Source organism: Shewanella electrica (genome assembly GCF_022321485.1).
GTDB lineage: Bacteria > Pseudomonadota > Gammaproteobacteria > Enterobacterales > Shewanellaceae > Shewanella > Shewanella electrica.
The window spans coordinates 23,460-45,531 of the sequence record NZ_JAKOGG010000002.1; the positions used below are offsets into that span (position 1 = coordinate 23,460).

At 48.6% G+C, this 22,072-nt stretch carries 22 protein-coding genes; 9 read left to right on the plus strand and 13 right to left on the minus strand.

Annotated features, from left to right (window positions below):
* Positions 1-2: 2 nt before the first annotated feature.
* Entirely contained in the window at positions 3-2,390 is a 2,388-nt protein-coding gene (locus L9G74_RS02650; protein ID WP_238894740.1) for a Lon protease family protein, read from the minus strand.
* 144 nt (positions 2,391-2,534) lie between these two features.
* The gene (locus L9G74_RS02655; RefSeq protein WP_238894741.1) at positions 2,535-2,963 is read right to left on the minus strand and encodes a winged helix-turn-helix transcriptional regulator; all 429 of its coding nucleotides are present in this window, start codon (positions 2,961-2,963) and stop codon (positions 2,535-2,537) included.
* Between the two features lie 69 nt (positions 2,964-3,032).
* Between L9G74_RS02655 and L9G74_RS02660 the strand changes: the two genes are divergently transcribed.
* Positions 3,033-3,986, plus strand: coding sequence for an SDR family oxidoreductase (locus L9G74_RS02660; RefSeq protein ID WP_275297228.1), 954 nt, complete (start codon positions 3,033-3,035; stop codon positions 3,984-3,986).
* 91 nt (positions 3,987-4,077) lie between these two features.
* On the opposite strand, the gene L9G74_RS02665 is transcribed toward L9G74_RS02660, so the two are convergent.
* Positions 4,078-4,479, minus strand: coding sequence for a helix-turn-helix domain-containing protein (locus L9G74_RS02665; protein WP_238894742.1), 402 nt, complete (start codon positions 4,477-4,479; stop codon positions 4,078-4,080).
* A 328-nt stretch (positions 4,480-4,807) separates the two neighbouring features.
* Here L9G74_RS02665 and L9G74_RS02670 point away from each other — a divergent pair, with 328 nt between their 5' ends.
* Positions 4,808-6,022, plus strand: a complete 1,215-nt coding sequence (locus L9G74_RS02670) for an EAL domain-containing protein (RefSeq protein WP_238894743.1) — start codon at positions 4,808-4,810, stop codon at positions 6,020-6,022.
* Between the two features lie 172 nt (positions 6,023-6,194).
* Here L9G74_RS02670 and L9G74_RS02675 read toward each other — a convergent pair whose 3' ends face one another.
* The 4 genes from L9G74_RS02675 to L9G74_RS02690 form a co-directional block, all read right to left on the minus strand.
* A complete protein-coding gene (locus L9G74_RS02675; protein WP_238894744.1) occupies positions 6,195-6,527 on the minus strand; it encodes a DMT family transporter in 333 nt (110 codons plus the stop codon).
* 108 nt (positions 6,528-6,635) lie between these two features.
* Positions 6,636-7,784 carry an S-(hydroxymethyl)glutathione dehydrogenase/class III alcohol dehydrogenase gene (locus L9G74_RS02680; protein ID WP_238894745.1) on the minus strand — a complete coding sequence of 383 codons (1,149 nt, stop codon included), beginning with the start codon at positions 7,782-7,784 and terminating at the stop codon, positions 6,636-6,638.
* Positions 7,785-8,055: 271 nt separating this feature from the next.
* Positions 8,056-8,622: an S-(hydroxymethyl)glutathione synthase gene (gene gfa, locus L9G74_RS02685; RefSeq protein ID WP_238894746.1), complete on the minus strand. Its 567-nt coding sequence runs from the start codon at positions 8,620-8,622 to the stop codon at positions 8,056-8,058.
* Between the two features lie 169 nt (positions 8,623-8,791).
* A complete protein-coding gene (locus L9G74_RS02690) occupies positions 8,792-9,943 on the minus strand; it encodes an iron-containing alcohol dehydrogenase (protein ID WP_238894747.1) in 1,152 nt (383 codons plus the stop codon).
* A gap of 145 nt (positions 9,944-10,088) precedes the next feature.
* Between L9G74_RS02690 and L9G74_RS02695 the strand changes: the two genes are divergently transcribed.
* Positions 10,089-10,961 (plus strand): LysR family transcriptional regulator, encoded by an 873-nt coding sequence (locus L9G74_RS02695; RefSeq protein ID WP_238894748.1) that lies wholly within the window; start codon positions 10,089-10,091, stop codon positions 10,959-10,961.
* Between the two features lie 346 nt (positions 10,962-11,307).
* Positions 11,308-11,820, plus strand: coding sequence for a TIGR00645 family protein (locus L9G74_RS02700; protein WP_238894749.1), 513 nt, complete (start codon positions 11,308-11,310; stop codon positions 11,818-11,820).
* Positions 11,821-11,888: 68 nt separating this feature from the next.
* Here the strand turns inward: L9G74_RS02700 and gss are convergent, their stop codons facing one another.
* From gss to flgA, 6 genes are all read right to left on the minus strand, one after another.
* Complete coding sequence (gene gss / locus L9G74_RS02705; protein WP_238894750.1) at positions 11,889-13,766, minus strand: bifunctional glutathionylspermidine amidase/synthase; 1,878 nt, start codon at positions 13,764-13,766, stop codon at positions 11,889-11,891.
* 143 nt (positions 13,767-13,909) lie between these two features.
* A complete protein-coding gene (locus tag L9G74_RS02710; protein ID WP_238894751.1) occupies positions 13,910-14,488 on the minus strand; it encodes a YceI family protein in 579 nt (192 codons plus the stop codon).
* Positions 14,489-14,712: 224 nt separating this feature from the next.
* Entirely contained in the window at positions 14,713-16,251 is a 1,539-nt protein-coding gene (locus tag L9G74_RS02715; protein ID WP_238894752.1) for a sensor domain-containing diguanylate cyclase, read from the minus strand.
* A 587-nt stretch (positions 16,252-16,838) separates the two neighbouring features.
* Positions 16,839-17,276, minus strand: a complete 438-nt coding sequence (flgN, locus tag L9G74_RS02720) for a flagellar export chaperone FlgN (RefSeq protein ID WP_238894753.1) — start codon at positions 17,274-17,276, stop codon at positions 16,839-16,841.
* On the minus strand, positions 17,273-17,557 hold the full coding sequence (locus L9G74_RS02725) for a flagellar biosynthesis anti-sigma factor FlgM (RefSeq protein WP_238894754.1): 285 nt from the start codon (positions 17,555-17,557) through the stop codon (positions 17,273-17,275). The genes flgN and L9G74_RS02725 overlap by 4 nt, the downstream gene beginning before the upstream one ends.
* Positions 17,558-17,623: 66 nt before the next feature.
* On the minus strand, positions 17,624-18,382 hold the full coding sequence (flgA, locus tag L9G74_RS02730) for a flagellar basal body P-ring formation chaperone FlgA (RefSeq protein ID WP_238894755.1): 759 nt from the start codon (positions 18,380-18,382) through the stop codon (positions 17,624-17,626).
* 89 nt (positions 18,383-18,471) lie between these two features.
* Here flgA and flgB point away from each other — a divergent pair, with 89 nt between their 5' ends.
* The 5 genes from flgB to L9G74_RS02755 are packed head-to-tail and all read left to right on the plus strand — an operon-like array spanning position 18,472 to position 22,065.
* On the plus strand, positions 18,472-18,837 hold the full coding sequence (gene flgB, locus L9G74_RS02735) for a flagellar basal body rod protein FlgB (protein WP_326521500.1): 366 nt from the start codon (positions 18,472-18,474) through the stop codon (positions 18,835-18,837).
* A gap of 2 nt (positions 18,838-18,839) precedes the next feature.
* Positions 18,840-19,271, plus strand: coding sequence for a flagellar basal body rod protein FlgC (gene flgC / locus L9G74_RS02740; RefSeq protein WP_238894756.1), 432 nt, complete (start codon positions 18,840-18,842; stop codon positions 19,269-19,271).
* A 9-nt stretch (positions 19,272-19,280) separates the two neighbouring features.
* Positions 19,281-19,940 (plus strand): flagellar hook assembly protein FlgD, encoded by a 660-nt coding sequence (locus L9G74_RS02745; RefSeq protein WP_238894757.1) that lies wholly within the window; start codon positions 19,281-19,283, stop codon positions 19,938-19,940.
* Positions 19,941-19,960: 20 nt separating this feature from the next.
* Positions 19,961-21,319, plus strand: coding sequence for a flagellar hook-basal body complex protein (locus tag L9G74_RS02750; RefSeq protein WP_238894758.1), 1,359 nt, complete (start codon positions 19,961-19,963; stop codon positions 21,317-21,319).
* Between the two features lie 14 nt (positions 21,320-21,333).
* The gene (locus tag L9G74_RS02755; RefSeq protein ID WP_238894759.1) at positions 21,334-22,065 is read left to right on the plus strand and encodes a flagellar basal body rod protein FlgF; all 732 of its coding nucleotides are present in this window, start codon (positions 21,334-21,336) and stop codon (positions 22,063-22,065) included.
* Positions 22,066-22,072: the final 7 nt, after the last annotated feature.

Here is a 22,072-nt window from a genome sequence, read left to right on the forward strand (position 1 = left end):
GTTTAGGATTTTGCCGTGAGCAGTTTGCGCAGTTTCTCTACTTGCTGCTGCGCAACACCGATAATGGAATCCGCTTGGTAACGCCCGTAACGATTGGCTTTAGCGACGTCGGTGTCGGTCAACAGCGCCATCGCTTCGGTGACATGCTCAACGGTCCAAATATGGAAGCGCCCCTTGCTGACTGCATCAACCACCTCTTTTTTCAACATTAAGTTGTGCGCGTTGCGTTTGGGAATGATCACCCCTTGGCTGTTTTTCCGCCCTTTGATGGCGCAGACATCGAAAAAGCCTTCAATTTTTTCATTGAGTCCGCCAATCGGTTGCGCTTCGCCAAATTGGTTCATCGAGCCAGTGATGGCAATATCTTGTCGAATGGCGATACCACTAATGGCCGACATAATGGCACAGCATTCGGCCATCGAAGCACTATCGCCGTCCACACCCGAGTAGGATTGCTCGAACGTCAGCGAAGTGGTTAGCGGTACTGCGGCGTCTTTGCCTAACAGACCGTTAATATAGGCACTTAAAATCCACACGCCTTTGCTGTGAATACGGCCACCGAGGCGCACTTTATGTTCAATATCGAGCACCTCACCACGGCCGTGAGCGGTGGTGGCGGTGATGCGATTTGGCATACCAAATTGGTGATCTGTGGTGGCTAACACCGACAACGCGTTGATTTGCCCCACCGCTTTGCCTTGTACTTCAATCAGGTTAGTGCCTTGTACAAAACCAAGCATCATTTGATCGCGCAGCCGGCTAACCCGCTGCTCCTGTTGTTGTAGCGCTTGCTCAACATGGGTAGCACGAATACGGCGTGCATTGGCCGACTTGGCACAGAAGTGCGTTTCGCGCAGCAAGTTGGCGATATTGGCCGAATGCAGTGACAACATGGTTTGGTCATCTGCTTGGCGGCTACTGTACTCGATGATACGGGCGAGGGCAGATCGGTCACATTGCAATAACTGGTTGTCGTGCACAATCGAGCTAATAAAGCGCACGTAGAAGGCTTCAGACTCATCGTTACGTGGCATCACGTCTTCAAAGTCGGCGGTGACGCGGAAAAGCTCACTAAAATCAGGGTCGTATTGTTGCAGCAACTGGTAGGTTTCGTAGTCGCCAAACAGCACGATTTTGACATCGAGCGCCACCGGTTCCGGCGACAATGATACCGTGCCCGATAAGCTGACTTCCCGCTCCAGCGAGTTCAAATCCAGTGTGCGCGAGCGTAGCGCGCGTTTCAGGCCATCCCACACATACGGGCGTTCTAGCACTTTGATGGCATCCATCAACAGCACGCCGCCATTGGCGCGGTGCAAGCTGCCGGGGCGGATCAGTGAAAAGTCGGTAAATACCGTGCCGCGATAGGTCGCGCTTTCGACATAGCCGAACAGGCCGTGATAGGTGGGGTTTTCTTCTACCACCACCGGAAAGCGTTCACACTCTTGGCCCACTAACAGGTTGACTTGGTACCGGCGCGGCATTTTCTTCTCTAGCGAGGCGTAGGCCAGCCCAAGCTGATCTTCACTTTGCTCCAAAAAGATATCCAGATTGCTGAGCATATCTTTCTGCATATTACTGAGGAAACTGCGCACTTCGCTGATGTGGCGATAGTCGTCTTTCAACGGCTTAAAAAAGTGCGTCAGCACTTCGCGCGCCACTTGTTCATCGTGTTGTTGCTGCTTGGTGCTGAACTCCTCTTCCCACTCAGTCAATTGGCGCACGATGCCGCGCAGGCGGATCTCTAAATGGCGAATATTATCATCGAACTGATTACGCTCTGTATCTGACAACGCCGCGTAACTGTCATCGGTGTGTGGTTCTTCTTCATCGTTAAGGGCCATTAGTTGATAGTCACCGTCGGGGCTGACCACCAAGCGAATATGCATTTCATGCGCTTCGGCCGCGAGTTCACCTAAGGTGGCTTCTTGGCGTTGTGAGAGCTGTGCTTTGAGTTTATCGGCGCGACGATAGTAGACTTCGTTGTCAAACGCCAACGGCAGTGCTTTGACTAAACGCAGCACCACTTTTTCGAGTTCTTTCTTAAATGGGGCGCCGCTGCCCGCTGGCAATTTAAGAATCGATGGCGAGCGTGGTTCATCAAAATTGGCGACATAACACCAGTCATAAAGTGATGAATCAAGAAATTCATGACGCTTCAAATAGCGCAACATCATGGTGCGCTTGCCCAGCCCATTACGCCCCACCGCATAGATGTTATAGCCTTTGTCGCGAATCGACATGGCAAACTCCACCGCTTTTTGGGCACGTTCTTGGCCGATGATTTCATCTAGCGGTTCGAGTTCTTTAGTGGAGGTGATGGTGTCCGGCAGTTGCAGCAATTCTGCCTGACGATAGGTAAGGCTGGCATCAAGCTCAGTGATGGCCATGTAAGCGTCCTTGTTAAAAAATAGCTAAGTTGTTTGACAATAAATGGCCGCGCGCTGCAAAGCAAATCTCCTTGGATTGGTATGGTGGTTTTTTAGGCGTTAGTAGCGATAAAACGTGATCCTTCACCTTGGCGCTATGTGTGTTTAAGACTGCCAATGCTGTAAGCTGCTGGTTTGCTGTGACTGATATTGTTGTTGTGCTTCAATAATTTGTAGCAAATTATTTTCAATCCAATCTGCCAAACCGACCACTTGCTTGGCAATCTGACGCCCCAGCTCAGTGAGACCATATTCGACGTGCGGTGGCACTACCGGAAACACTGTACGAATAACAAAACCGTCACTTTCCAGTTGTTGCAGCGTCTGCGCTAACATCTTTTCACTGACCCCCAGAATTTTGCGTTTTAACGCGCTAAAACGATGCTGTTCGCCATCCATTAGCGCCAACAACACCAACACGCCCCAACGGCTGGTGACATGTTTCAGCACATCACGCGAAGGGCATTTATCAGAAAACACATTACCGCGTTGCATTAACTCAGCGAGCGTTTGTGAGGTTAACTCTTGGCTCATTTAATACTTACCTTTTTGTTGGTACTTACTAAAAGTTTGTGTTGGGCATAGTATAGCTTGCAACGGCGTTTGGCTAGCGGGATTGCGAGTTTGCCTTATGGCATGAAGCCGAGCATCTCGATTGTCGCGTTAGTCATCGCGCCAATTTATTTCATTGCTATTGAGGAGATCATCATGATTGCTGTAACTGGTGCTACCGGACAACTTGGTCGTTTAGTGATTGAAGCGTTATTGAAAACTGTGCCGGCCAACCAAATCGTGGCGGCGGTGCGTAACGTCGACAAAGCCGCAGATTTAGCAGCCAAAGGCGTATTAGTGCGTCAAGCGGACTACAGCAAGCCTGCCACGTTGGCATCAGCATTTACTGGCATTGATAAACTGCTGCTGATTTCATCCAGCGAAGTAGGCCAACGTGCACCACAGCATCAGGCTGTGATTGATGCCGCCAAAGCTGCAGGCGTTAAACTGCTGGCATACACCAGTATTTTGCACGCCGATACATCGCCGCTGCTATTGGCAGAAGAACACCGTGCAACGGAAGCCTATATCAAACAACGTGGTGTGCCAGCGGTATTGCTACGCAATGGTTGGTACAGCGAAAACTACACTATGGGGGTTGCGGCGGCGATTGAACATGGTGCGGTTGCTGGTTGTGCTAACGATGCGCGCTTAGCGACGGCTACTCGTCAAGATTATGCTGAAGCAGCGGCCAAAGTGCTCACCAGCGAACATCAAGCGGGCAAAGTTTATGAATTAGCCGGTGATACAGCGTTTACTTTGACGGAGTTTGCTCACAGCATTAGCCAACTGTCAGGCAAGAAAGTGGTTTATCAAAACTTGAGCGAAGCTGACTATGTGGCGTTGCTAGAAAAAGTTGGCGTGCCCGGTCCATTTGCGGCAGTGCTAGGTAACTCAGAAACGGGAGCCGCTAAAGGGGCTTTGTTTGATGATGGTCATCAGCTATCTGCATTGATTGGGCGTGCCACTACGCCGATTGTTGATAGCATTAAAGCCGTGTTGTAACCCAGCCCGCTTATAAACAGACGAATCGTGTTATTCACGATTCGTCTTTTTTACTTGGCTAATTTACCCATTCAGCCAGATTCACAAACTGTTACACCTTTCCTTGCTGCCAGCGATGTAATAAACGCGTTTGTTCCACCAATAATTTTTTATTGTCTGGCGTCAGCTCACTAAAGAGTTTCAATAGGATTTGCGTTTCCGCAGAGGCGATCACATGGTCGTGATTAATCCGTTCGTCCTTAAGGCTTGTATCAATCACAATTCCATTCTCACATGCCGCATATAGACTAGAAGGTGTTGTTTCTAAAGCGTATGCAATTTTACGCAATAGCTTTTGCGATGGTTGTCGTAAACCATTCTCAATACGAGAAACGTTACTGGTGGCGATATCCGCATCCAGTGCGAGTTGCTCTTGGGTAAGTTTGCGCTGGATGCGCAAGACTCGAATAGCGTGTCCTATATGCATGGCGCGATTATCCGTGGCGCTTGCCATATAGGCAAAACCGCGCGGGCAAATTGCTTGACACATTTTGCCTATAGGGCAATATAATGCCGTTTGTTTGATTGTTTAGCAAAAAATTAAGGTAAAGGTGATAATAGCGAGCGTTTAATGCTGTTAAAGCAACGAACCTCTGCCCGAACGGCGCAGGTAAATGTGTGCCGGATATTATTGCATTCAACTTGCTTGGTCGATTAAGCAGTACCGATAGCACCTGATCCATAACACGTGCAATTCGGATAAAAATCAAACACGAAAGGTCAGCAGTCCTTAGGGATTGTTTATCGTTTCTCATCGGTAACATTTGAAAAAGGAAGTCAATGTGCTTGGTAATAGTCGTACTCTCCCGCGGGAATATGCAGTGCTGGAGCAGCTTACTGACAGCATATTGGTTGTCGATGTCGATAGTAACATTCTTTTAGTTAACAAAGCGGCGTTATCTAAGTGGTGTTATCAGCTTGATCAATTAGTGGGCAAATCTATTAGCTCTTTGGTTAACTACCCTGAATCTCGCACAGAGTTTGCCGTGCGGCAATGGGTTGGGCGGACCGTGCATTTGCAGATACGACAAGGCAATGGCATCAGCCGTAAAGTGGTGATGTCGGTATCTAAGCTGGTGGTCGATGGATTGTGCCAGTACCTGTTGGCGGTGAAGTATTGTTATCCCACAGAGTTACCCACTGACTCTGTTATTTCTCCTTATCATCGCAAGTTACTCGATTGCGGCACCTTGGATGTGCTGCAACACAAGAGTTGTCCGCCTGATGTGGCCGAATTACCGTTAGCCGCGGATTTGTGTTGTGCGATTCAGCAGCATCAACTGCAACTCTATTATCAACCGCAAGTGAGCGTAAGCACCGGAAAAATTTGTGGTGTTGAGGCTTTATGTCGTTGGTTTCACAATGATTATGGCATGATCGCCCCGGATAAGTTTATTGCGCTGGCGGAATCGGTTGGCATAATCACTGAGCTGGATTTTTGGGTGTTGCGGCGCGCTTGCCAACAACTGGCGCAGTGGCGTAGCCAAGGAGTTAACGTACCGGCGGTGGCGATTAACTTGTCATCGGTCAATCTCACCATTGAGAAGCTACCGGAGTTGATCCTTGAGGTGTTGCACGAAAATGGTCTTTCGACTGATGACATCGTGGTGGAAGTTACGGAAAGTGGTTTTGTTGAGAAGGATTTTGCGGTTAAAAGCGTCATCAATCGCCTATTTGCTTGCGGCATAAAACTTTCAGTGGACGATTTTGGCGTTGGTTATTCTAATCTTAGTCGGTTACAGCATCTGCCCGCGATGCAACTCAAGCTTGATCGCAGTTTGATTGAACATATCGATACCAACCCCGTCGCCAAATCTGTCAGCGAGGCGGCATTGTTAATTGGCAAGAGTATGCAACTGCAAGTGGTTGCTGAAGGGGTTGAATCGGCCGCCCAGTGTGAAATATTGGAGGACTTAGGCTTCCATGTGATTCAGGGATATTTTTTCGCCGCACCGCTCAGTGTGGAACAGTTAGAACAGTGGCTAGCAAAACAATAATGAACCAGAGCGTGACCGTCATTGCTTAGCTTGTTGTCTCTCAGTTAGCCACACTTGGCGTACGCTTGTAAGAGGCGATGTTACGCCTCGCTTGTCCTCGGTTGATGTGGATAAAAAATACCTGCTCGGGCGCTCGGTCACATCGGTTTTTAATCTGCCCCCAAAATTGCATTTAGTGGGTGTGGCCTTGTGAAACGTTAATGATCATCACCCCCACAACGACCAATAAAATGCCGAACCACACCATAGGGTCAAGATGTTGCTGATACAGCAAGGTTGACATCAAACTCACAGTAACAATGGCTAAACCGGCCCATAAAGAATGCGCTATCGCAACAGGCATTCCCTTCATTGCTAAGCTCAAGAACAAAAACGCCGCTAAATGGCCAACAACTACAACGGCTGCTGGCAGCGGTTTAGATAGACTAAAACCGTCGGTGGCTTTAAGTGCAACGTGCGAAAATGCTTCAGACAACACTGCCAACATAATGAACAGCCAGCTCATCAACAGGCTCCTATCGATTAGAAATAAAAATATGATGGGAAAACACAGGCTGACGGACCAACCTCAGCCTGTGTTTTTAGTGGAAATTAGCCTCAGGCTAACTGGTGACTACTTATCCATATGTAGCACAGTACGGATAGACTCACCTTTGTGCATCAATTCAAATGCGTGATTAACGTCTTGCAAGCCCATCGTGTGCGTGATGAACTCTTGCAGCCCGAACTCGCCAGCCATGTAACGGTTGACGATTTCTGGAAGTTCAGAGCGGCCTTTAACGCCACCGAATGCGCTACCACGCCATACTCGGCCAGTGACGAGTTGGAATGGACGCGTTGAGATCTCTTGACCTGCACCAGCAACACCAATGATGACCGACTCGCCCCAGCCTTTGTGACAACACTCAAGCGCTTGGCGCATCACGTTAACGTTACCAATACATTCGAATGAGTAGTCAACGCCGCCATCAGTCATTGCCACGATCACGTCTTGGATTGGCTGGTCGAACTTCATCGGGTTGATGCAATCCGTCGCCCCAAGCTGTTTGGCGAGTTCGAATTTACTTTCGTTGATGTCTACACCTATGATGCGGCTCGCACCAGCCATGCGTGCACCAATGATTGCAGATAGCCCGATACCGCCTAGACCGAATACCGCAACGGTGTCGCCTTGTTGTACTTTAGCCGTGTTTAACACTGCGCCCATGCCTGTTGTCACACCGCAGCCGAGTAGACACACCTCTTCAAGAGGGGCTTCTTTGTTGACTTTTGCCAGTGAGATTTCTGGTAACACCGTGTATTCAGAGAAAGTCGAACACCCCATGTAATGGAAGATGGTCTCACCGTTTAGCGAGAATCGGCTGGTGCCATCAGGCATTAGGCCTTTACCCTGAGTTTCGCGAACTGCCTGACATAGGTTAGTTTTGCCAGATTTACAGAACTTACACTCGCCGCATTCGGCGGTATAAAGTGGGATAACGTGATCACCAACGGCAACGCTGGTTACGCCTGCGCCAACCATTTCTACAATGCCGCCGCCTTCGTGCCCAAGAATGGCAGGAAAGATACCTTCTGGGTCGTCACCTGATAGCGTAAATGCATCAGTGTGGCACACCCCGGTGGCAACGATACGAACAAGCACTTCACCCGCTTTGGGCAGTTGTACATCTACTTGTTCCATTTTCAGTGGCTCACCGGCTGCCCAAGCCACCATGGCTTTTGACTTGATGTGAGTTTGACCTGGTTTTATTTCAAGTGTCATTAGTGTTTCCTTTGGCGGCTCACAGCAAGTAAGCCGCTCTTATAAGATGAATAGATTCCAACAGCGAACGCAGTTATGGCGTTCTTTCCGTGTTGGAATTGAGATAGCTGTTTCGCGATATTGGAATAATCCACTATTCGGGAAATGCCTAAGCGCCGTTGGCTTGTTGCCTCTCGCTGGCGCAATTGACGGTGTGTCGCTGGTCGCGCCTTGTTAGTAACGCGTTTAATATGAAATAAAATAAACGCTTAAGGTCAACGGCCCTTAGTTTCTAGGCGTTGTTTTGGGCGGCGATATGGGTTGCAATCGCGTCCATTAGCGCCGGCGATAGGCAGTCGTAAGTGGGCAAACCTAGCTGAACAAAACGCGCTCGTACGGCATCCATAGTTTGTGGATCTGTGCCTGTTTCAATAATTGAAGAAACAAATGCGGCAAATTGTGGTGCAGACCAGCCTTTATCGTCCGATAGTTCCGTGTGCACAAAATCCAGCCCATAAAACGGATGTGATTCGTTCTCGATGCGGCCATACATATGTGTGCCACATACCTGACAAGCATGACGTTGGATCGCCGCCGACTCGTCGACAATGGCTAATTTGTCTTGGTTGCTGATCACTGCCAAATGGGTACGCGGCACAACGGCGACTTGAGAAAATAGTGCCCCTTGCGGTTTCCAACACTTAGAACATCCGCAAGCATGATTGTGTGCGGTTTGGGCTGACAGCTTTACCGTCACTTTATCTGTTGTACATTGACAGTGTAATAACCCACCATCGAAATTCTCTTGTGTTGCAGGAAAGCCATTATCAATCGCTGGGTGTAATTTGATCATATGCATTTTCTCTTGAGGCTGTTTGGCAATTGCGCCAAATATGGTTACGAACAGGTTAAAAATCTTCAGGGAGATTTCCTTTTATATCAGATGGATGGCGGAGGTTGAGCGCAAACACTTAACGCTTGTTGCAATCATTCCTCCGCATCCATAAGTCCGCGCTAGATTGGCAGGGCTACATCACCTTGCGATAAAGATTGACGATCTCTTCCGTGGTGGCTTGCCGCGGATTGGTGAGCGAACAAGCATCTTTTAGCGCGTTATTTGCCATGAAGGCTAAGCGATGTTGTTCCACACCAAGGTCTGAAAGTTTCTGCGCCGTACCAATCCGTTGTGACAGTGCTTCAATCGCGTTAATGCCTGCGTTTGCGGCGTCTTCTACACTCAAGTTGTAGGTGTTGACGCCCATGGCTTTGGCGATATCGGCAAAACGCGCGCTTTTTACTTGAGCATTGAAGCGTGAAACTTCCGGCAGCAAGATGGCATTGCACAAACCATGCGCGAGGTCGTACACCCCACCAAGCTGATGCGCCATGGCGTGCACGTAACCGAGTGACGCATTAGAAAATGCCATCCCCGCAAGGTACTCGGCATATTGCATCGCATCGCGAGCTTCAATGTTGGTTCCGTCCAACACTGCCGTATCTAAATGGCGAGCAATAAGCTCGATAGCTTTGATTGCGACCGCGTCAGTCACGGGAGTTGCCGCTGTTGAAACGTAAGCTTCGACGGCATGGGTTAACGCATCCATACCGGTGGCCGCAGTCAGAAATGCCGGCATAGCCACCATAAGCTCTGAATCATTTACCGCAATGATGGGCAGCAGGTGTTTGTCTACCACTGGGTATTTGGTTTCATCTTTTTCATTAGTGACAATGGCAAATACCGTCATCTCCGAGGCGGTACCAGCAGTTGTGTTTACGGTAATCAGTGGCAGTTGTGGCTTAGCTGCTGTGTGGACACCGCTTGAATAATCACGGATATGGCCACCGTTTGATGCCACCAAAGCGATGCCTTTAGCACAATCATGAGCAGAGCCGCCGCCGAATGAAATCACCAAATCACATGCTTGTGCTTTAAGTTGAGCAAGACCATCTTCCATGTTCTGCTCTGTCGGATTAGGTTTCACTTCATCAAAAATGACGTAATCAATGCCATTGAGAGCCAGTTCATCGGTCAGGTGCTTAATCAGGTTAAGCTTGACTAGAACTTTGTCGGTGACAATGAGGGCTTTGTTGAAGTGACGAGACTTAATCTCCGCGCCCAAACCTTTGATTGCCCCTTTGCCCATTAACGAGATAGGTGGCATATAAAATGTACTGCTCATCGTGTTTCCTTAATAAGTATTAACTCAATGGCGCATATGTTAAGTTGTTTACTCATGGTTGATAATTGCGTAGATTATTAAAAAACTATTACTTAAACGGTAATAATCGATGGCAGACGGCAGCGCCGTCTAACGAGAGAAATAGATGAAGTGGCAAGGGCTTGATGAATTTGTGCATGTTGCTGAGGCGATGAGCTTTACGCAAGCGGCGAAGAAAATGCAGGTGTCTACAGCACAAGTTAGTCGCCAAGTAACGTTGTTAGAGGAAAGGTTGAATGTAAAATTGCTCTATCGAACGACGCGCAAAGTATCGTTGACCGAGGAGGGAAATATCTACTATCAACACTGCCGCAATATTTTGAACCACCTTGAAGAAGCGGAGCTGTTAATCACCAACCGCCAAAGTGATCCGAAAGGAAAAATCAAGTTAACGGCCCCGGTGACCTATGGCGAGCATAAGGTGCTGCCACTCATTAATGATTTTGTTTGCCTCTATCCAGAAATTGAGATCTCGGCTTATGTCACCAATCAACAAGTGAATCTGGTTGAAGAGGGGTATGATCTCGCCATTCGCTTGGGGTCCCTCAGCGATTCGAGTTTAATTGCTAAGAAGCTGTCGAGTCGTTCGCTTTACGTCTGTGCATCGCCAGCCTATATAGCAAAACATGGCAAGCCCAATGTGATTGCCGATTTAACTGCGCACAATTGCTTGGTGGGGACGGTCGACAACTGGCATTTTAATGATCATGGTGTGCTGAAGCACTATCGGGTATCTGGTCGGCTGCACTACAACAGTGGTTTTGCATTGGCGGATGCCGCATTGAAATCGCAAGGGATAGTACAACTGCCCGATTATTATGTGCAGCAGCATTTAGATGATGGAACACTGATCGAATTACTTGAAGAGTACCGGTTGGATGATGAAGGGATTTGGGCGCTCTATCCCTATAATCGCCAGCTATCGCCGCGGATTCGCTTACTGGTGGATTATCTCGCAGAGCATTTAAATGACAACTAGCCCCTAGTTAGTTTTTCGGCGATGAGGCGGGCAGTGTGGGCTACTGGCTGGACATCTGGCAAACAAAAATATTTGAGGAAGTACTGGCAGCACGCCGTAAAAGATAATGCGGTGGCAACATTCCGCTCTGAATATGTTTGCCTACGCCACCGAGCTAGCGCAACAAACTCACACAGATTCTTGGCATATCTTAGCCAACGGCTAATCCAGTTTAAGTATTAAAATCATACAGTTTGCTAACTTAATGCTCGCTGTCATTTGACAGTCTTTGCTTGCTGAACTCAGCGAGATCGGAGATGATGACGTCGTCTTTACATTAATGTCTTCTTAAAAAGGTGATGTGAGTATGTCGAAACTGGAAACGACGTTAGAACGCTTATTTTTTAGCGCTCGCTGGATGCTAGCGCCATTTTTCTTCGGCTTGATGATTGCCGTCATCGCCTTGCTGATTAAGTTCGTTAAAGAACTTTACTCGCTGATGTCAGGGGTGATTTTAGGAACGCTGGAAAATCCGATCATCAGTATTTTGACGATGGTCGATAGCGCACTGCTGGCAAGTCTATTGTTGATCATTGCTTTCAGTGGTTACGAAAACTTTGTCTCTAAGATGGCGACAATTGAAGACCATGAAGATCGCCCAGGTTGGATGGGTAAGGTGGGCTTTTCGGATCTTAAATTGAAGTTGATTGGCGCAATTGTGGCAATCTCTGCGGTGGAGCTACTTAAGGCATTTGTTGAATCAGATAACATGAGTAATACCGCACTAGGTTGGAAAGTGGGTATTCACTTAACCTTTGTGGTGTCTGGCGTGCTATTTGCGTTAACCGATGCCATTTCTGATCGCACTGGTAAACACTAAGGTTAAACAGCGATTAGCGTTTGCAAAAAAAGCCCCAGCGTATCAGTACGCTGGGGCTTTTTAACAGGTTAGAGCTTATCGTCGTCAACCACACGCAGAGGCAGTAAGTCACTGTCAGTGGTGATGATCAGTGAATCATCAATCCGTACGCAGCTACCGCCGTAACTGCCACCGAGTGCGAAAGTACACATCTGCACACGGTAGCTGCCAATTTGTGGTAAGCGCCATAGTTCCTGATAAATCACGTTCTGCTCCGCAAATCGCCCTGACGTTTCCCCCAGCACGCTGTCATGTTTATCCACCAAACTGACGTTATCACCGCAGCGGCCAGCAATCGGTTTACGCACATAACCGTGAGCGATTAATTCATCGCTGAGTTCGAAGCTGGAGTTAAGCAGGTAGCGGTGGTTAGGGAACAGTGACCACAACACAGGTAATATCGCTTTGTTGCTTGGGATGAGCGTCCAAAGCGGCTCATACACTTGCACTTCAGGCCGCAGTAACACGTCAATGAGGCGCACTGGTTCATCAGCGGCACCGGTGCGGATCGGTGGGGCGTTGAGTTCGTTTTCACATTCGTCACGGATATGGTCGAGCGCCGTTTCCCACGCCCATGTTTTCCAGACACAGCTAATCACATCGCCTTCCGCATCCACCACTTCGCCGTTGGCATTCCAATGTAAGCCACCTAAGCCACGAATAATGCGCGTTTCAATACCGGCATTGTGCATCGCCAGTTGCATAAATTGGGCGTGATAATCTTCTTCTTTATCATCATCTTGTAAAATATGAACCCGGCCTGTCACGCCTGAGTGGCGCCAGGTTTCTGTCATGGAACTTAACAGATCCGCACCAGCGTCTTCACCATCACGGCAGCCGATGGCTTCTGCCCACAAGCCTTGAATTAAGCCAGCTTCGGTATGGCACGAGGCGGAGTCCGCATTGTACTCATAGACTTTGAGGCCTTTGGCCGTCATGCAAAAGTCAAAGCGGCCGCTGATCATCTGATGTCGACGGGTTTGCCATGAGCGTTTCAGCCGCGGCCACAGCACTTTAGGAATATTGAAATGTTCCAGTAGTGTATCGTCGCGCAGCACCACTTCGGTGGCATGCAGATACATCAAGTGCAGTTCATTGGTGGCGCGGATCAGCTCGCGTTCGGCGCTGGCTGACATTCTAAAATAACGCCGCTGTTCCGCTTCATTGTTGGTCAAGCAATGGCCGTTCATCGCGTGCACAAATGCAGCTTGCACGGGCGCTTGCTCATTGAGCCAATGGGCATTGGCTATTGGTTGTGGCATTTCGCGGCTGTTGATATCGAACAGGGTAGGGTTGACCCACTGTGCTGGTTCGGCGTGCGTGGTGTCTTCCGTTTGAATCATCCAGCCCAAAATCTGCGTGTCTGGATAACCTTCAATGATGCGATAACCGTCGGTCAGCGTGCGTTCTAGCTTGAGTTCGCGACACCACTGCTGGCCTAGCGGCAGTTTGTTGTGCTCAACGTTTTGCTCGGCAATGCGTACTTTGTCGGCGAGCACTTCGGTGATCACGGCCACGTGACCCGTGACGTCGAACTCTCCTCCTGCTGCCCAAATCAGTAATGCACCGGCTTCTGGCGCGCGCAAACCGCCGTTAGCAAAGGCTTGTAACGGCAGCAGCGCATCATCTTCAACGCGGCGATAATGGCGGATCGCAAAAATGTCGTACGCCATCGGCACATCTGTAAACACCAAACCACGATTGAGATATAACCAGCGGCGCGCAAACTCAACGCACTGCCATTTATAGCCCATGTATTCGTTGTTGATGTAGCTGCGAAAATCACTGTGGTTGATGTACTGACTACGATCAACAGAATCGTAATCACTGGAATAGATGGCAACACCACCCGGTGCGTGCCCTAGCAGGGTGCCGAACGGTTCGGCGGGGAACTGTAGTTTATGCAAAGCCACTCTCCATGCACTTTGACTCGATGGCGGCAGCATAGCGCTGTTATATGAGCAACTAAAGTACTACGCCGAATTTATTTAGCGCAAAAAACAACAATGCCCGCAAAAGCGGGCATTGATACATCACTCAGCGGTGATGATTACTCAGTCGCTTCAGTGGTGATACGGATGGTGACTTCATCGCTCACGTATGGCACATATTGCGCCATATCGAAATCAGAACGTTTGATGGTGGTAGTGGCGTCAAAACCGACTGCTGGCACTTTCTTCATTGGGTGTTCGCCTTGGCCGTTCAGGGTCACTTTCAGGGTTTCTTCTTTGGTGATGCCTTTGATGGTCAACTTACCGGTCACGTCATAAGTTTTGTCACCAGTTTTGGTCACTTTATCGCTCACGAACGTGGCTTGTGGATGTTCAGCAACGTTGAAGAAGGCTTTTTCCATGAATTCATCGGTCAGTGCTTTCACGCCAGTATCAATCGTTTTTACTGGGATAGTTACGGTGACAGATGATTTTTCTGGTGATTTATCATCGAATACCAGTTTACCGGTAACATCGCGGAAATCTGCAGTTGGGTTAGAGAAACCGAAGTGGTTCCAAGATACCACTACGCTGGTGTGGGTTGGGTCTAAGTTATAAGTCGCTGCCATGGCAACGCTGCTCAAACTAGATACGCTTACCAGTGCCAAACCTAAGGTCATTTTTTTCCAAGATGTCATGTGAAGCCTCTCTCTTTCCTTGTGGCCTATTATTGAACATCGGCCGTTGCTTAAAGTGGGTGACGTTGGTAGCCAGTATTGCATTCTGGAGAGAAGGTAACCGGATACCAACGTCGATTTGCAAATATAATAAGTTCGATAAAATTTTACACAACAGCTAAATATTGGAGAAAACATTCGATTTTTTAGTGCATCCTTACTTTCAGCACACCGTGTGCGGTGAGTTAGTTGGCAACCACATACTGGTTACGCCCCTGTTGTTTGGCTTGATAAAGCGCGGCGTCGGCCATATCAAACAGTTCACGTGGGTGTAACGGTTGCTCCGCTGCTTTGCTCGCAATTCCAATAGAGATAGTGACAACACTATGCTCGCTGGCGGCTGTCTGTGGGATGGCTAGTGCGGCAATTCCTCGACACAGATTGGCAGCAACATGTGCAGCGTTTTCAGCATCGGTGGCTTCCAGCGCTATTACAAACTCCTCACCGCCATAACGCGCCACTAAATCGGTCGCGCCGTGGGTAAGTTGTTCTAGCGCCTCGGCAACCTGTTTTAACACCTTATCGCCTTTGGCGTGTCCAAAGGTGTCGTTATAGGCTTTGAAATTATCAACATCAATAACTAATAAAGATAACGCTAACTCACTATTGGCAGCTTGGGAAGCTAAACCCGCGAGATAATTGTCCAGCGAACGTCGATTGGCGAGGCCAGTCAGTGCATCGGTATTGCTCAGTTGCGCTAGCTGTTGATTTTGCTCGGTGAGTTTGTGTTGCTGTTGTTCAACCACCTCAAGTAGATAGTCAATTTTTTCCGCTAACAGGAACAGTTCGCTGCGGCCTTTGAGGTGGGTCCTGACGCTGTAATCGTTGTTGAGAGAGGCATGATTCACAGTGTGTAATAACCGAATGATAGGACGTACTAACCTGATGCTGATGATGGCAAAAGAGACGATGAGGATCGATCCTATCAGCAATAAGCCGACCATGGTTGAAGAGGCCAGATAGGATTGATCGTACAGTCTTGGGCTGGGATTAAACGAAAATGCCAGTAATGGTCGCCCTTGAATATCTCGCACGCCTATCAGTAAATGTTGCTGATAAATCTGCGCATTAACGCCTTTGACTAACAACTCCGCTGAGAGATGCTGAAACAACTCATCGAGAATCTCACCGGTGTGGATGGCGATTGGATTGCTGTCTTCTAAGCTCAAACGTTCCACAAAATCATCATCGATAAACTGCCAAATCACCAAGGTACCCGCTGTTGGACCGGTTTCATTGGTTGGGGCAATGCTGTGGCTAAATATGGCAGCGGGTTGATCTAATACGGCTGCAAATTGCAGCCGTAACAGCGGTGTCGATTGGTTATTGGCAATGTCCGCTGCGCTGATCAGTAGTGGTTGATATCGTTGTTGCTCAGTAAATTCGGGCGTTGTTAATGCATTAAATTGTTTATCAACGCTTAACCCAGTGATCAACTTACCGCTGTTGTCATAAAAAAAGATGCCGTTGAACTTCTGTTTGGCGAAGGTTTGTTTGATGAAATAGTTGGTTTGAAACCAAGTGGCATCACGCTTAAGCGTAGCGTGATAAGCCTCGTCCCACACGGCGTTATCGTAGGCGAAATTGCTGTGTAATTTTAAGCGTTGGTAAATCTGGTTCTTAACGCGTAATACTTCCAAACGGTCATTGTACTGTGCCAGCGCATCTAACTGCGGTAATACCCAGTAGTAGCGAATTATCGCTTGCACCGCCAAAGTTGCCAAGCAAGCCACCGTCAACCCCAAGAGCAATCGTCTACGAAGTGTCGAATGTGACAACATGGGCACCTCCTGCTTGACTAAGGACTATTGACCTTTGCTCATGGGGTAATTGCTGCTGGTCATCTTTGCGCTGATAAGTATAGAAGCTGCATGTGGTTTTGCTGTGTAGCTAAGCATGAGGTTTGGCATTCTTGTGCATGTTTGCCTAAAAGAGATTTAAACGCTCTTGAACTTTGTTGCGCCCAGCTTGTTTAGTTGACTAAGCATCACTGTCCGCGTCTCGTTCCTAGCGCGTTTAATTTGAACAAAATTAAACGCCAAGGAGCAATCGCCTCTAGGTTTGTGGTGCAAGTGAGGGGCTGATGCGACAGAAAGGGAAAATGAATCGGGAATCTGATGGTTAACAAGTACTGTTGACCAAAGTAGGGTGACGTTATTTCGCGTAATGCTGTCGTTGGCGGAAGGGCTCATTTAAACGCCTACAGAACTTTGTAGCGTCTAGCTTGCTTAGTTGACTAAGCGTCGCAGGCCGAGCCTCGTTCATAACGTGTTTAATTTGAACCAAAATTGAACGCCAAAGATAAACAGCACTAGGCACGAAAGTCGGGGTAAGCCTGTTGATTCTTGATATTGCCGAGTTGGGTCATGATGCTGCGTTGACAGGCGAGCAGTTTTCCCGCGCGTTCATTCATCATGTTGCAGGTCTGTACTTTTAAACTGATCTCCTGCAGCAGCTCTGCCACCATATGACGCGTGGGTTCCGGCAGTTTGCTCTGTAACATTTCTAGGCCCTGTTTATCGCCGGGGAGGCCGAGTTGCTTTAGGTATTGTTCTCGACTTCGGTTCGAGACCCGCAGTTCGTCGAGCAAACTTAACATGGTGCTGTTGAGATCGGGCAGATGTTGACCATCGCGGTTACTCAGTAGTTCGTATTGGCGCTCAAACTGAACAATTAAGGTGTCCAATTGTTTGATATCACTGCGAATACTGGCAAAAAAGCTTTTCAGATCTTTGATTGAATCACTCATCGACGATGCAGCTCCAACACGGCGGAGATTAATGCATCGGCATCCAGTGATAGTTCACCTTTTTCAATCGCGCTGCGCATGGCATTGACTTTATCCATGTCAACTTCGTCTTTAGCACTTAGATGCTGCAACGAGGCGCCGGCAGCCAGACTGGCGTTGCTGATTTTGGCACTGTTGTCAGTGGCTACAGTTGCGTTTGGCTTGGGGGTTTCAGCGGCTGTTTTTTGAGTGTCAGCTTTAAGCTGCTCAATAGGAACCACACCTTGGTTGCGAATTTTCATGCTAAATACTCTTGAACTAAACCCTGACTAATTATCTTAGGCGACCACTTGCACGCAAAACTTAAATTATTGACCAATAAAATCGACCAGCACTTGACCATCGGCTAATACCGTACCTTCAAGCACTTTATCTGAGCTGTTATTTCTTACCTTAACGCGCTCATTGAGCTTGCCATCTTCTAGCGCGGTACCACGGGTTGAGGCACTAAATCCCGCTATTTTTACCAGCAAAGTCACCATATCGCCGCGCTTGACCAATTCAGGTGATTCTAGCTGAAAGGACAAAATTGACTGGCCCGCCTGAATCCTACGTCGGACTATCTTATTGAGTACATCCGTTGCGTGAAACAGTGCCGCATCGTTGAGCTTGGCTAAATCAAAGGGGGCCAGTTTGATATCGCCCGCCCGAATTTGGGTGTCGCGCTCTAAGGTTTTGGTGGCAATTACCACCTTGGCCCACAGATGTACTTCGGCAATGGCGCGGCTGGTCCACGCATTGGGTTGCAGACATTGGATGCGATAACCAACGCGCCCCAGTGGCGCCCGATCAGCGTTAGGCCGAGAAAACTGCCAACTATCACACGGTTGCGTAACGGTGGCATCGGCAATACGCAACTCGATTTTCTGCTTAGTTGCCTGAAAATTCTGCCGTTGTTGGTAACTGCTGAGTTCCTGTTCCACATGCTGCTTCAAGGCGGCGCTGATGCCATTATCGGCATGAGCGGGGAGGCCAGTCAGCAGTAGCGGAAGTAACAGCACAAAGTGTTTCCGCTGCGGAAGTAGCGCTTCCTTTATTGCACGTAAGTTTTCATCGGTAATAGTCATAACACTGATATTAAAGGCTTTTGTATGTTGGCATAAAATTTGTTTACCACTGTTCAATATTCATACCTGTTATTCAAAAGGGCACTGACGTGGGACCATTTGATAAAGCCTTTGGAGTACATCCTTATTCAATGGCATTGCGGTTAGAGCGTGCGGAAATTATCGCTAGCAATCTAGCGAATGTCGATACTCCAGGATTTAAAGCACGCGATTTGGACTACCAGAGCGTGATGCAAGATGTGCAATCGAGCATGAATCACAACGACGGTGGCGTGGTGACGGCAGAGCATCCGCTGATGTATCGCATTCCGTATCAACCTTCGGCCGACGGCAACAGCGTTGAGCTGAACGTTGAACAAGCCAAGTTTGCGCAAAACAACATGGATTTTCAGACCAGTATGACCTTTATGAATATGAAAATTAACGGTATCTACTCAGCGATTAAAGGTAAATAACCATGTCTTTCAACAACATCTATGACATTAGCGGCAGCGCAATGAACGCACAGGTGATGCGGTTGGATACCATCGCATCTAATTTGGCGAACGCCGATACCGTCGCTGGTAGCGAACAAGACGCCTACCGCGCACTGAAACCAGTGTTCTCCGCCATGTATCAAACCGCCTCGGGTGATACTGATACGGGCAATAATCTGTCTGCCAGCGTAAAAATGATGGGTATTGTGCAATCCGATCGCGCTGTCGAGCAGCGTTACGAGCCCAATAACCCTATCGCCAACGCCGATGGTTACGTGTTCTATTCCAACGTTAATTCACTGGAAGAGATGGCCGATATGATGTCTGCCTCGCGCAGCTACCAGACCTCGGTTGAGATTCTGGGCAAGGTTAACAGCATGCAGCAGAGCATCCTGCGCCTAGGCCAATCATAAGGAGTTGTTATGGTTGACAGCGTTTCACAAGGCAGCACTGCCGGTAACTTTGCCGCCGCCAATAGCATTGCGAGCAATGGTGAAGATCTCTCCAACATGTTTTTGGAGTTGCTGGTGGCACAGATTAGCCATCAAAACCCGCTCGATCCTTCCGATGGCACTGAATACGTCACTCAGTTAGCGCAGTTTAGCAGCCTCGAATCATTACAAGGCATTCGTGAAAACACGGCGGCAAACCAAAGTTCGCTCGATGTAATGAAAGTGCTAGAAACGACGCAATTGGTTGGCCGAGAAGTCAGTGTTCCCGCCAGTAGTGTGGTTCTAGAGCAGGACGGTGATATTAGCGGTAGCGTCAATCTGTCTGCGGCGGCCGAATCGGTGACGGCGCAGCTCTACGATGCCGACGGGGACTTGGTTGCAGAGCAAAAACTGCCTTATAGCGGTGTTGGCACCTTGAGTTTCAAATTCGCAGATCAGGATGCCGGTCAGTACAGCGTGCGAGTACAGGCCACGCAAGCTAATGGTCTATCAACCGGATTAACCGCTTGGTTGAATGGCGCCGTCGAGCGCGTGTCTGTTGGCACTGGCGCCGATGATATTTTGTTGCAAGTTAATGGGCTAGGTAACTTTAATCTCACTGATATCAATCAGTTGGTCACTAAGTCATAACAGTATAGGGAATCGAGAGTATGTCTATTTTTCAAATCGGCTTGAGTGGGTTGCAAAGTACTCAATCGGCACTGGAAGTGACCAGTAACAACATCGCCAACTCGGCGACGGCAGGTTATAAAGCGGGCAGCACTGAATTTGCTGCGGTGTATAACGGCGGGCAACGAGGTGGTGTGAAAGTTTCAGATATTAAAGAAGATTTTGCCACATCAGGCGACCTAGTTCGTACCGATAAAGACCTTGATTTAGCAATTGTTGGCAGCGGTTTTTTTGTGATGAATAACGGCGGCAAAGAAGCCTACACCCAAGCGGGCCAGTTTGGTCTGGATGATGATTTAAAGATCGTCAATGCGGCTGGTGCTAACCTACGCGGCTATGGTGTTGATGACAATGGCAATATTGTCCCAGGGGTGATGACCGATTTGAGTATCGAAGGTCAAAACATTGCCGCGAAAGCGACCGAAAGCATCGATTTTGCGGCAAACTTCAGTTCTGCCAGCGATGTTATTCCGTATCCAACTGCGCCAGAAACCTTTGATCCGACAGATGGTTCTTCCTACAACTTCTCTCAATCGACAGAGATGTTTGACTCATTAGGTAACAGCCATGTATTGACCCAGTACTTCAATCACACCGGTAATAACCAGTGGCAGGCTATGTATTTTGTTGATGGTCAGCCATTAACCGCAGGCGTAACTGCACCTACTGGCGCCACTGTCGGAAGCCAAAGTGTTAGCGTTGGTGGCGTCGAATTTTCGGCCGCCGTTGTTACCATGACGTTTTCTGGCAGCGATGGGCAGATGCAGGCGTTAGGCACTCCAACTATTCCCGCAGGCGGTGTCGCTGATGACAACGTCACAGATCCTTACTCTCAACGTAAAGTTGGTCTAGCTTTCACGCCATTGGATAGCGCTGGTAACCCGAGTGGTGCTGGCGATATGGCGCTGACCTTAGACTTAACCCGCAGTACCCAGTACGGCTCAGGTTTTTCTATGTATACCAATGATGCTGACGGTTACACCTCGGGGGAATATACCGGTGTCAACGTCGATGACGATGGCAAACTGTTTGCGACATTTTCTAACGGAGAAAGCAAATTGCAAGGCCAATTGGTGATGGCAACCTTTGCTAACGTTAACGGTCTTGAGCAAGTGAATGACACCATGTGGGTCAGCACTGCCGATTCTGGTACGCCACTGTATGCAACCGCTGCATCAGACACGGTAGGACAACTATTAACTGGTCGTTATATGAGTTCAAACGTTGATATCAGCAAACAGCTGGTTGATCTCATTTCATTCCAACAAAACTATCAAGCCAACGCCAAAACCATCAGCAGTGCCGATCAGATGATGCAAGTGTTGTTCAACGCGGTATAAGGATTAGCGGATAAATGGAACGTTTAATTTATACCGCCGTTTCCGGCGCGGAGCTGAATAACAAAGCATTGCAAGTTGTCGCCAACAACTTAGCCAACGTGAGCACTAACGGTTTTCGTGCTGACCTCGAACAAGCGCAATCGATGTTGGTCGCTGGCGACGGTTTCCGTACTCGCTATCAAGCGCAGTTGATGCCGGTGAGCACCAGTTTGGCATCGGGGCCGATGATGGAAACCGGCCGCAAGCTAGATATCGCCATGAGTGATAACGGTTATCTGGCAGTGGAAGATGCCAACGGCGAAGAGGCGTATACCCGTGCTGGTAACCTGATGGTGGATGGTCAAGGCCGTTTGACCGTTAACGGTTTACAGGTCATTGGCAACGAAGGGCCAATCCAGTTGCAGCAATATGGCGATATCGATATTAGCCCTGACGGCACTATCAACTTAACGCCCGTTGGCGGCGGTCTGATTGCGCAAGATGCGCAGCTGAAGTTGGTCAGCACTGACAATAACTTAGTCAAAGGCCAAGATGGTCTGTTACGCGCCGCTGATGGCGAGCAGTTGGTTGCTGACCCGACCGTCAGTGTGGCTACCGGCAAGTTGGAAGGTTCCAACGTTAACGCTGTGGCCGAAATGGTAAGAACCATGAATATCAGCCGTCAGTTTGAAATGAATATCAAGATGATGAAGATGGCCAATGAACTGGCCGAATCAGGCGACCGTTTGGTTCGTGGTCAGTCATAAGGTAAGG

Bases quoted from the DNA above. Each gene is read 5' to 3' on its own strand.
- L9G74_RS02650 (WP_238894740.1), bottom strand. From the start codon at position 2,390: ATGGCCATCACTGAGCTTGATGCCAGCCTTACCTATCGTCAGGCAGAA.
- L9G74_RS02655 (WP_238894741.1), bottom strand. From the start codon at position 2,963: ATGAGCCAAGAGTTAACCTCACAAACGCTCGCTGAGTTAATGCAACGC.
- L9G74_RS02665 (WP_238894742.1), bottom strand. From the start codon at position 4,479: ATGGCAAGCGCCACGGATAATCGCGCCATGCATATAGGACACGCTATT.
- L9G74_RS02675 (WP_238894744.1), bottom strand. From the start codon at position 6,527: ATGAGCTGGCTGTTCATTATGTTGGCAGTGTTGTCTGAAGCATTTTCG.
- L9G74_RS02680 (WP_238894745.1), bottom strand. From the start codon at position 7,784: ATGACACTTGAAATAAAACCAGGTCAAACTCACATCAAGTCAAAAGCC.
- gfa (WP_238894746.1), bottom strand. From the start codon at position 8,622: ATGCATATGATCAAATTACACCCAGCGATTGATAATGGCTTTCCTGCA.
- L9G74_RS02690 (WP_238894747.1), bottom strand. From the start codon at position 9,943: ATGAGCAGTACATTTTATATGCCACCTATCTCGTTAATGGGCAAAGGG.
- L9G74_RS02695 (WP_238894748.1), top strand. From the start codon at position 10,089: ATGAAGTGGCAAGGGCTTGATGAATTTGTGCATGTTGCTGAGGCGATG.
- L9G74_RS02700 (WP_238894749.1), top strand. From the start codon at position 11,308: ATGTCGAAACTGGAAACGACGTTAGAACGCTTATTTTTTAGCGCTCGC.
- L9G74_RS02710 (WP_238894751.1), bottom strand. From the start codon at position 14,488: ATGACATCTTGGAAAAAAATGACCTTAGGTTTGGCACTGGTAAGCGTA.
- flgN (WP_238894753.1), bottom strand. From the start codon at position 17,276: ATGAGTGATTCAATCAAAGATCTGAAAAGCTTTTTTGCCAGTATTCGC.
- L9G74_RS02725 (WP_238894754.1), bottom strand. From the start codon at position 17,557: ATGAAAATTCGCAACCAAGGTGTGGTTCCTATTGAGCAGCTTAAAGCT.
- flgA (WP_238894755.1), bottom strand. From the start codon at position 18,382: ATGACTATTACCGATGAAAACTTACGTGCAATAAAGGAAGCGCTACTT.
- flgC (WP_238894756.1), top strand. From the start codon at position 18,840: ATGTCTTTCAACAACATCTATGACATTAGCGGCAGCGCAATGAACGCA.
- L9G74_RS02745 (WP_238894757.1), top strand. From the start codon at position 19,281: ATGGTTGACAGCGTTTCACAAGGCAGCACTGCCGGTAACTTTGCCGCC.
- L9G74_RS02750 (WP_238894758.1), top strand. From the start codon at position 19,961: ATGTCTATTTTTCAAATCGGCTTGAGTGGGTTGCAAAGTACTCAATCG.
- L9G74_RS02755 (WP_238894759.1), top strand. From the start codon at position 21,334: ATGGAACGTTTAATTTATACCGCCGTTTCCGGCGCGGAGCTGAATAAC.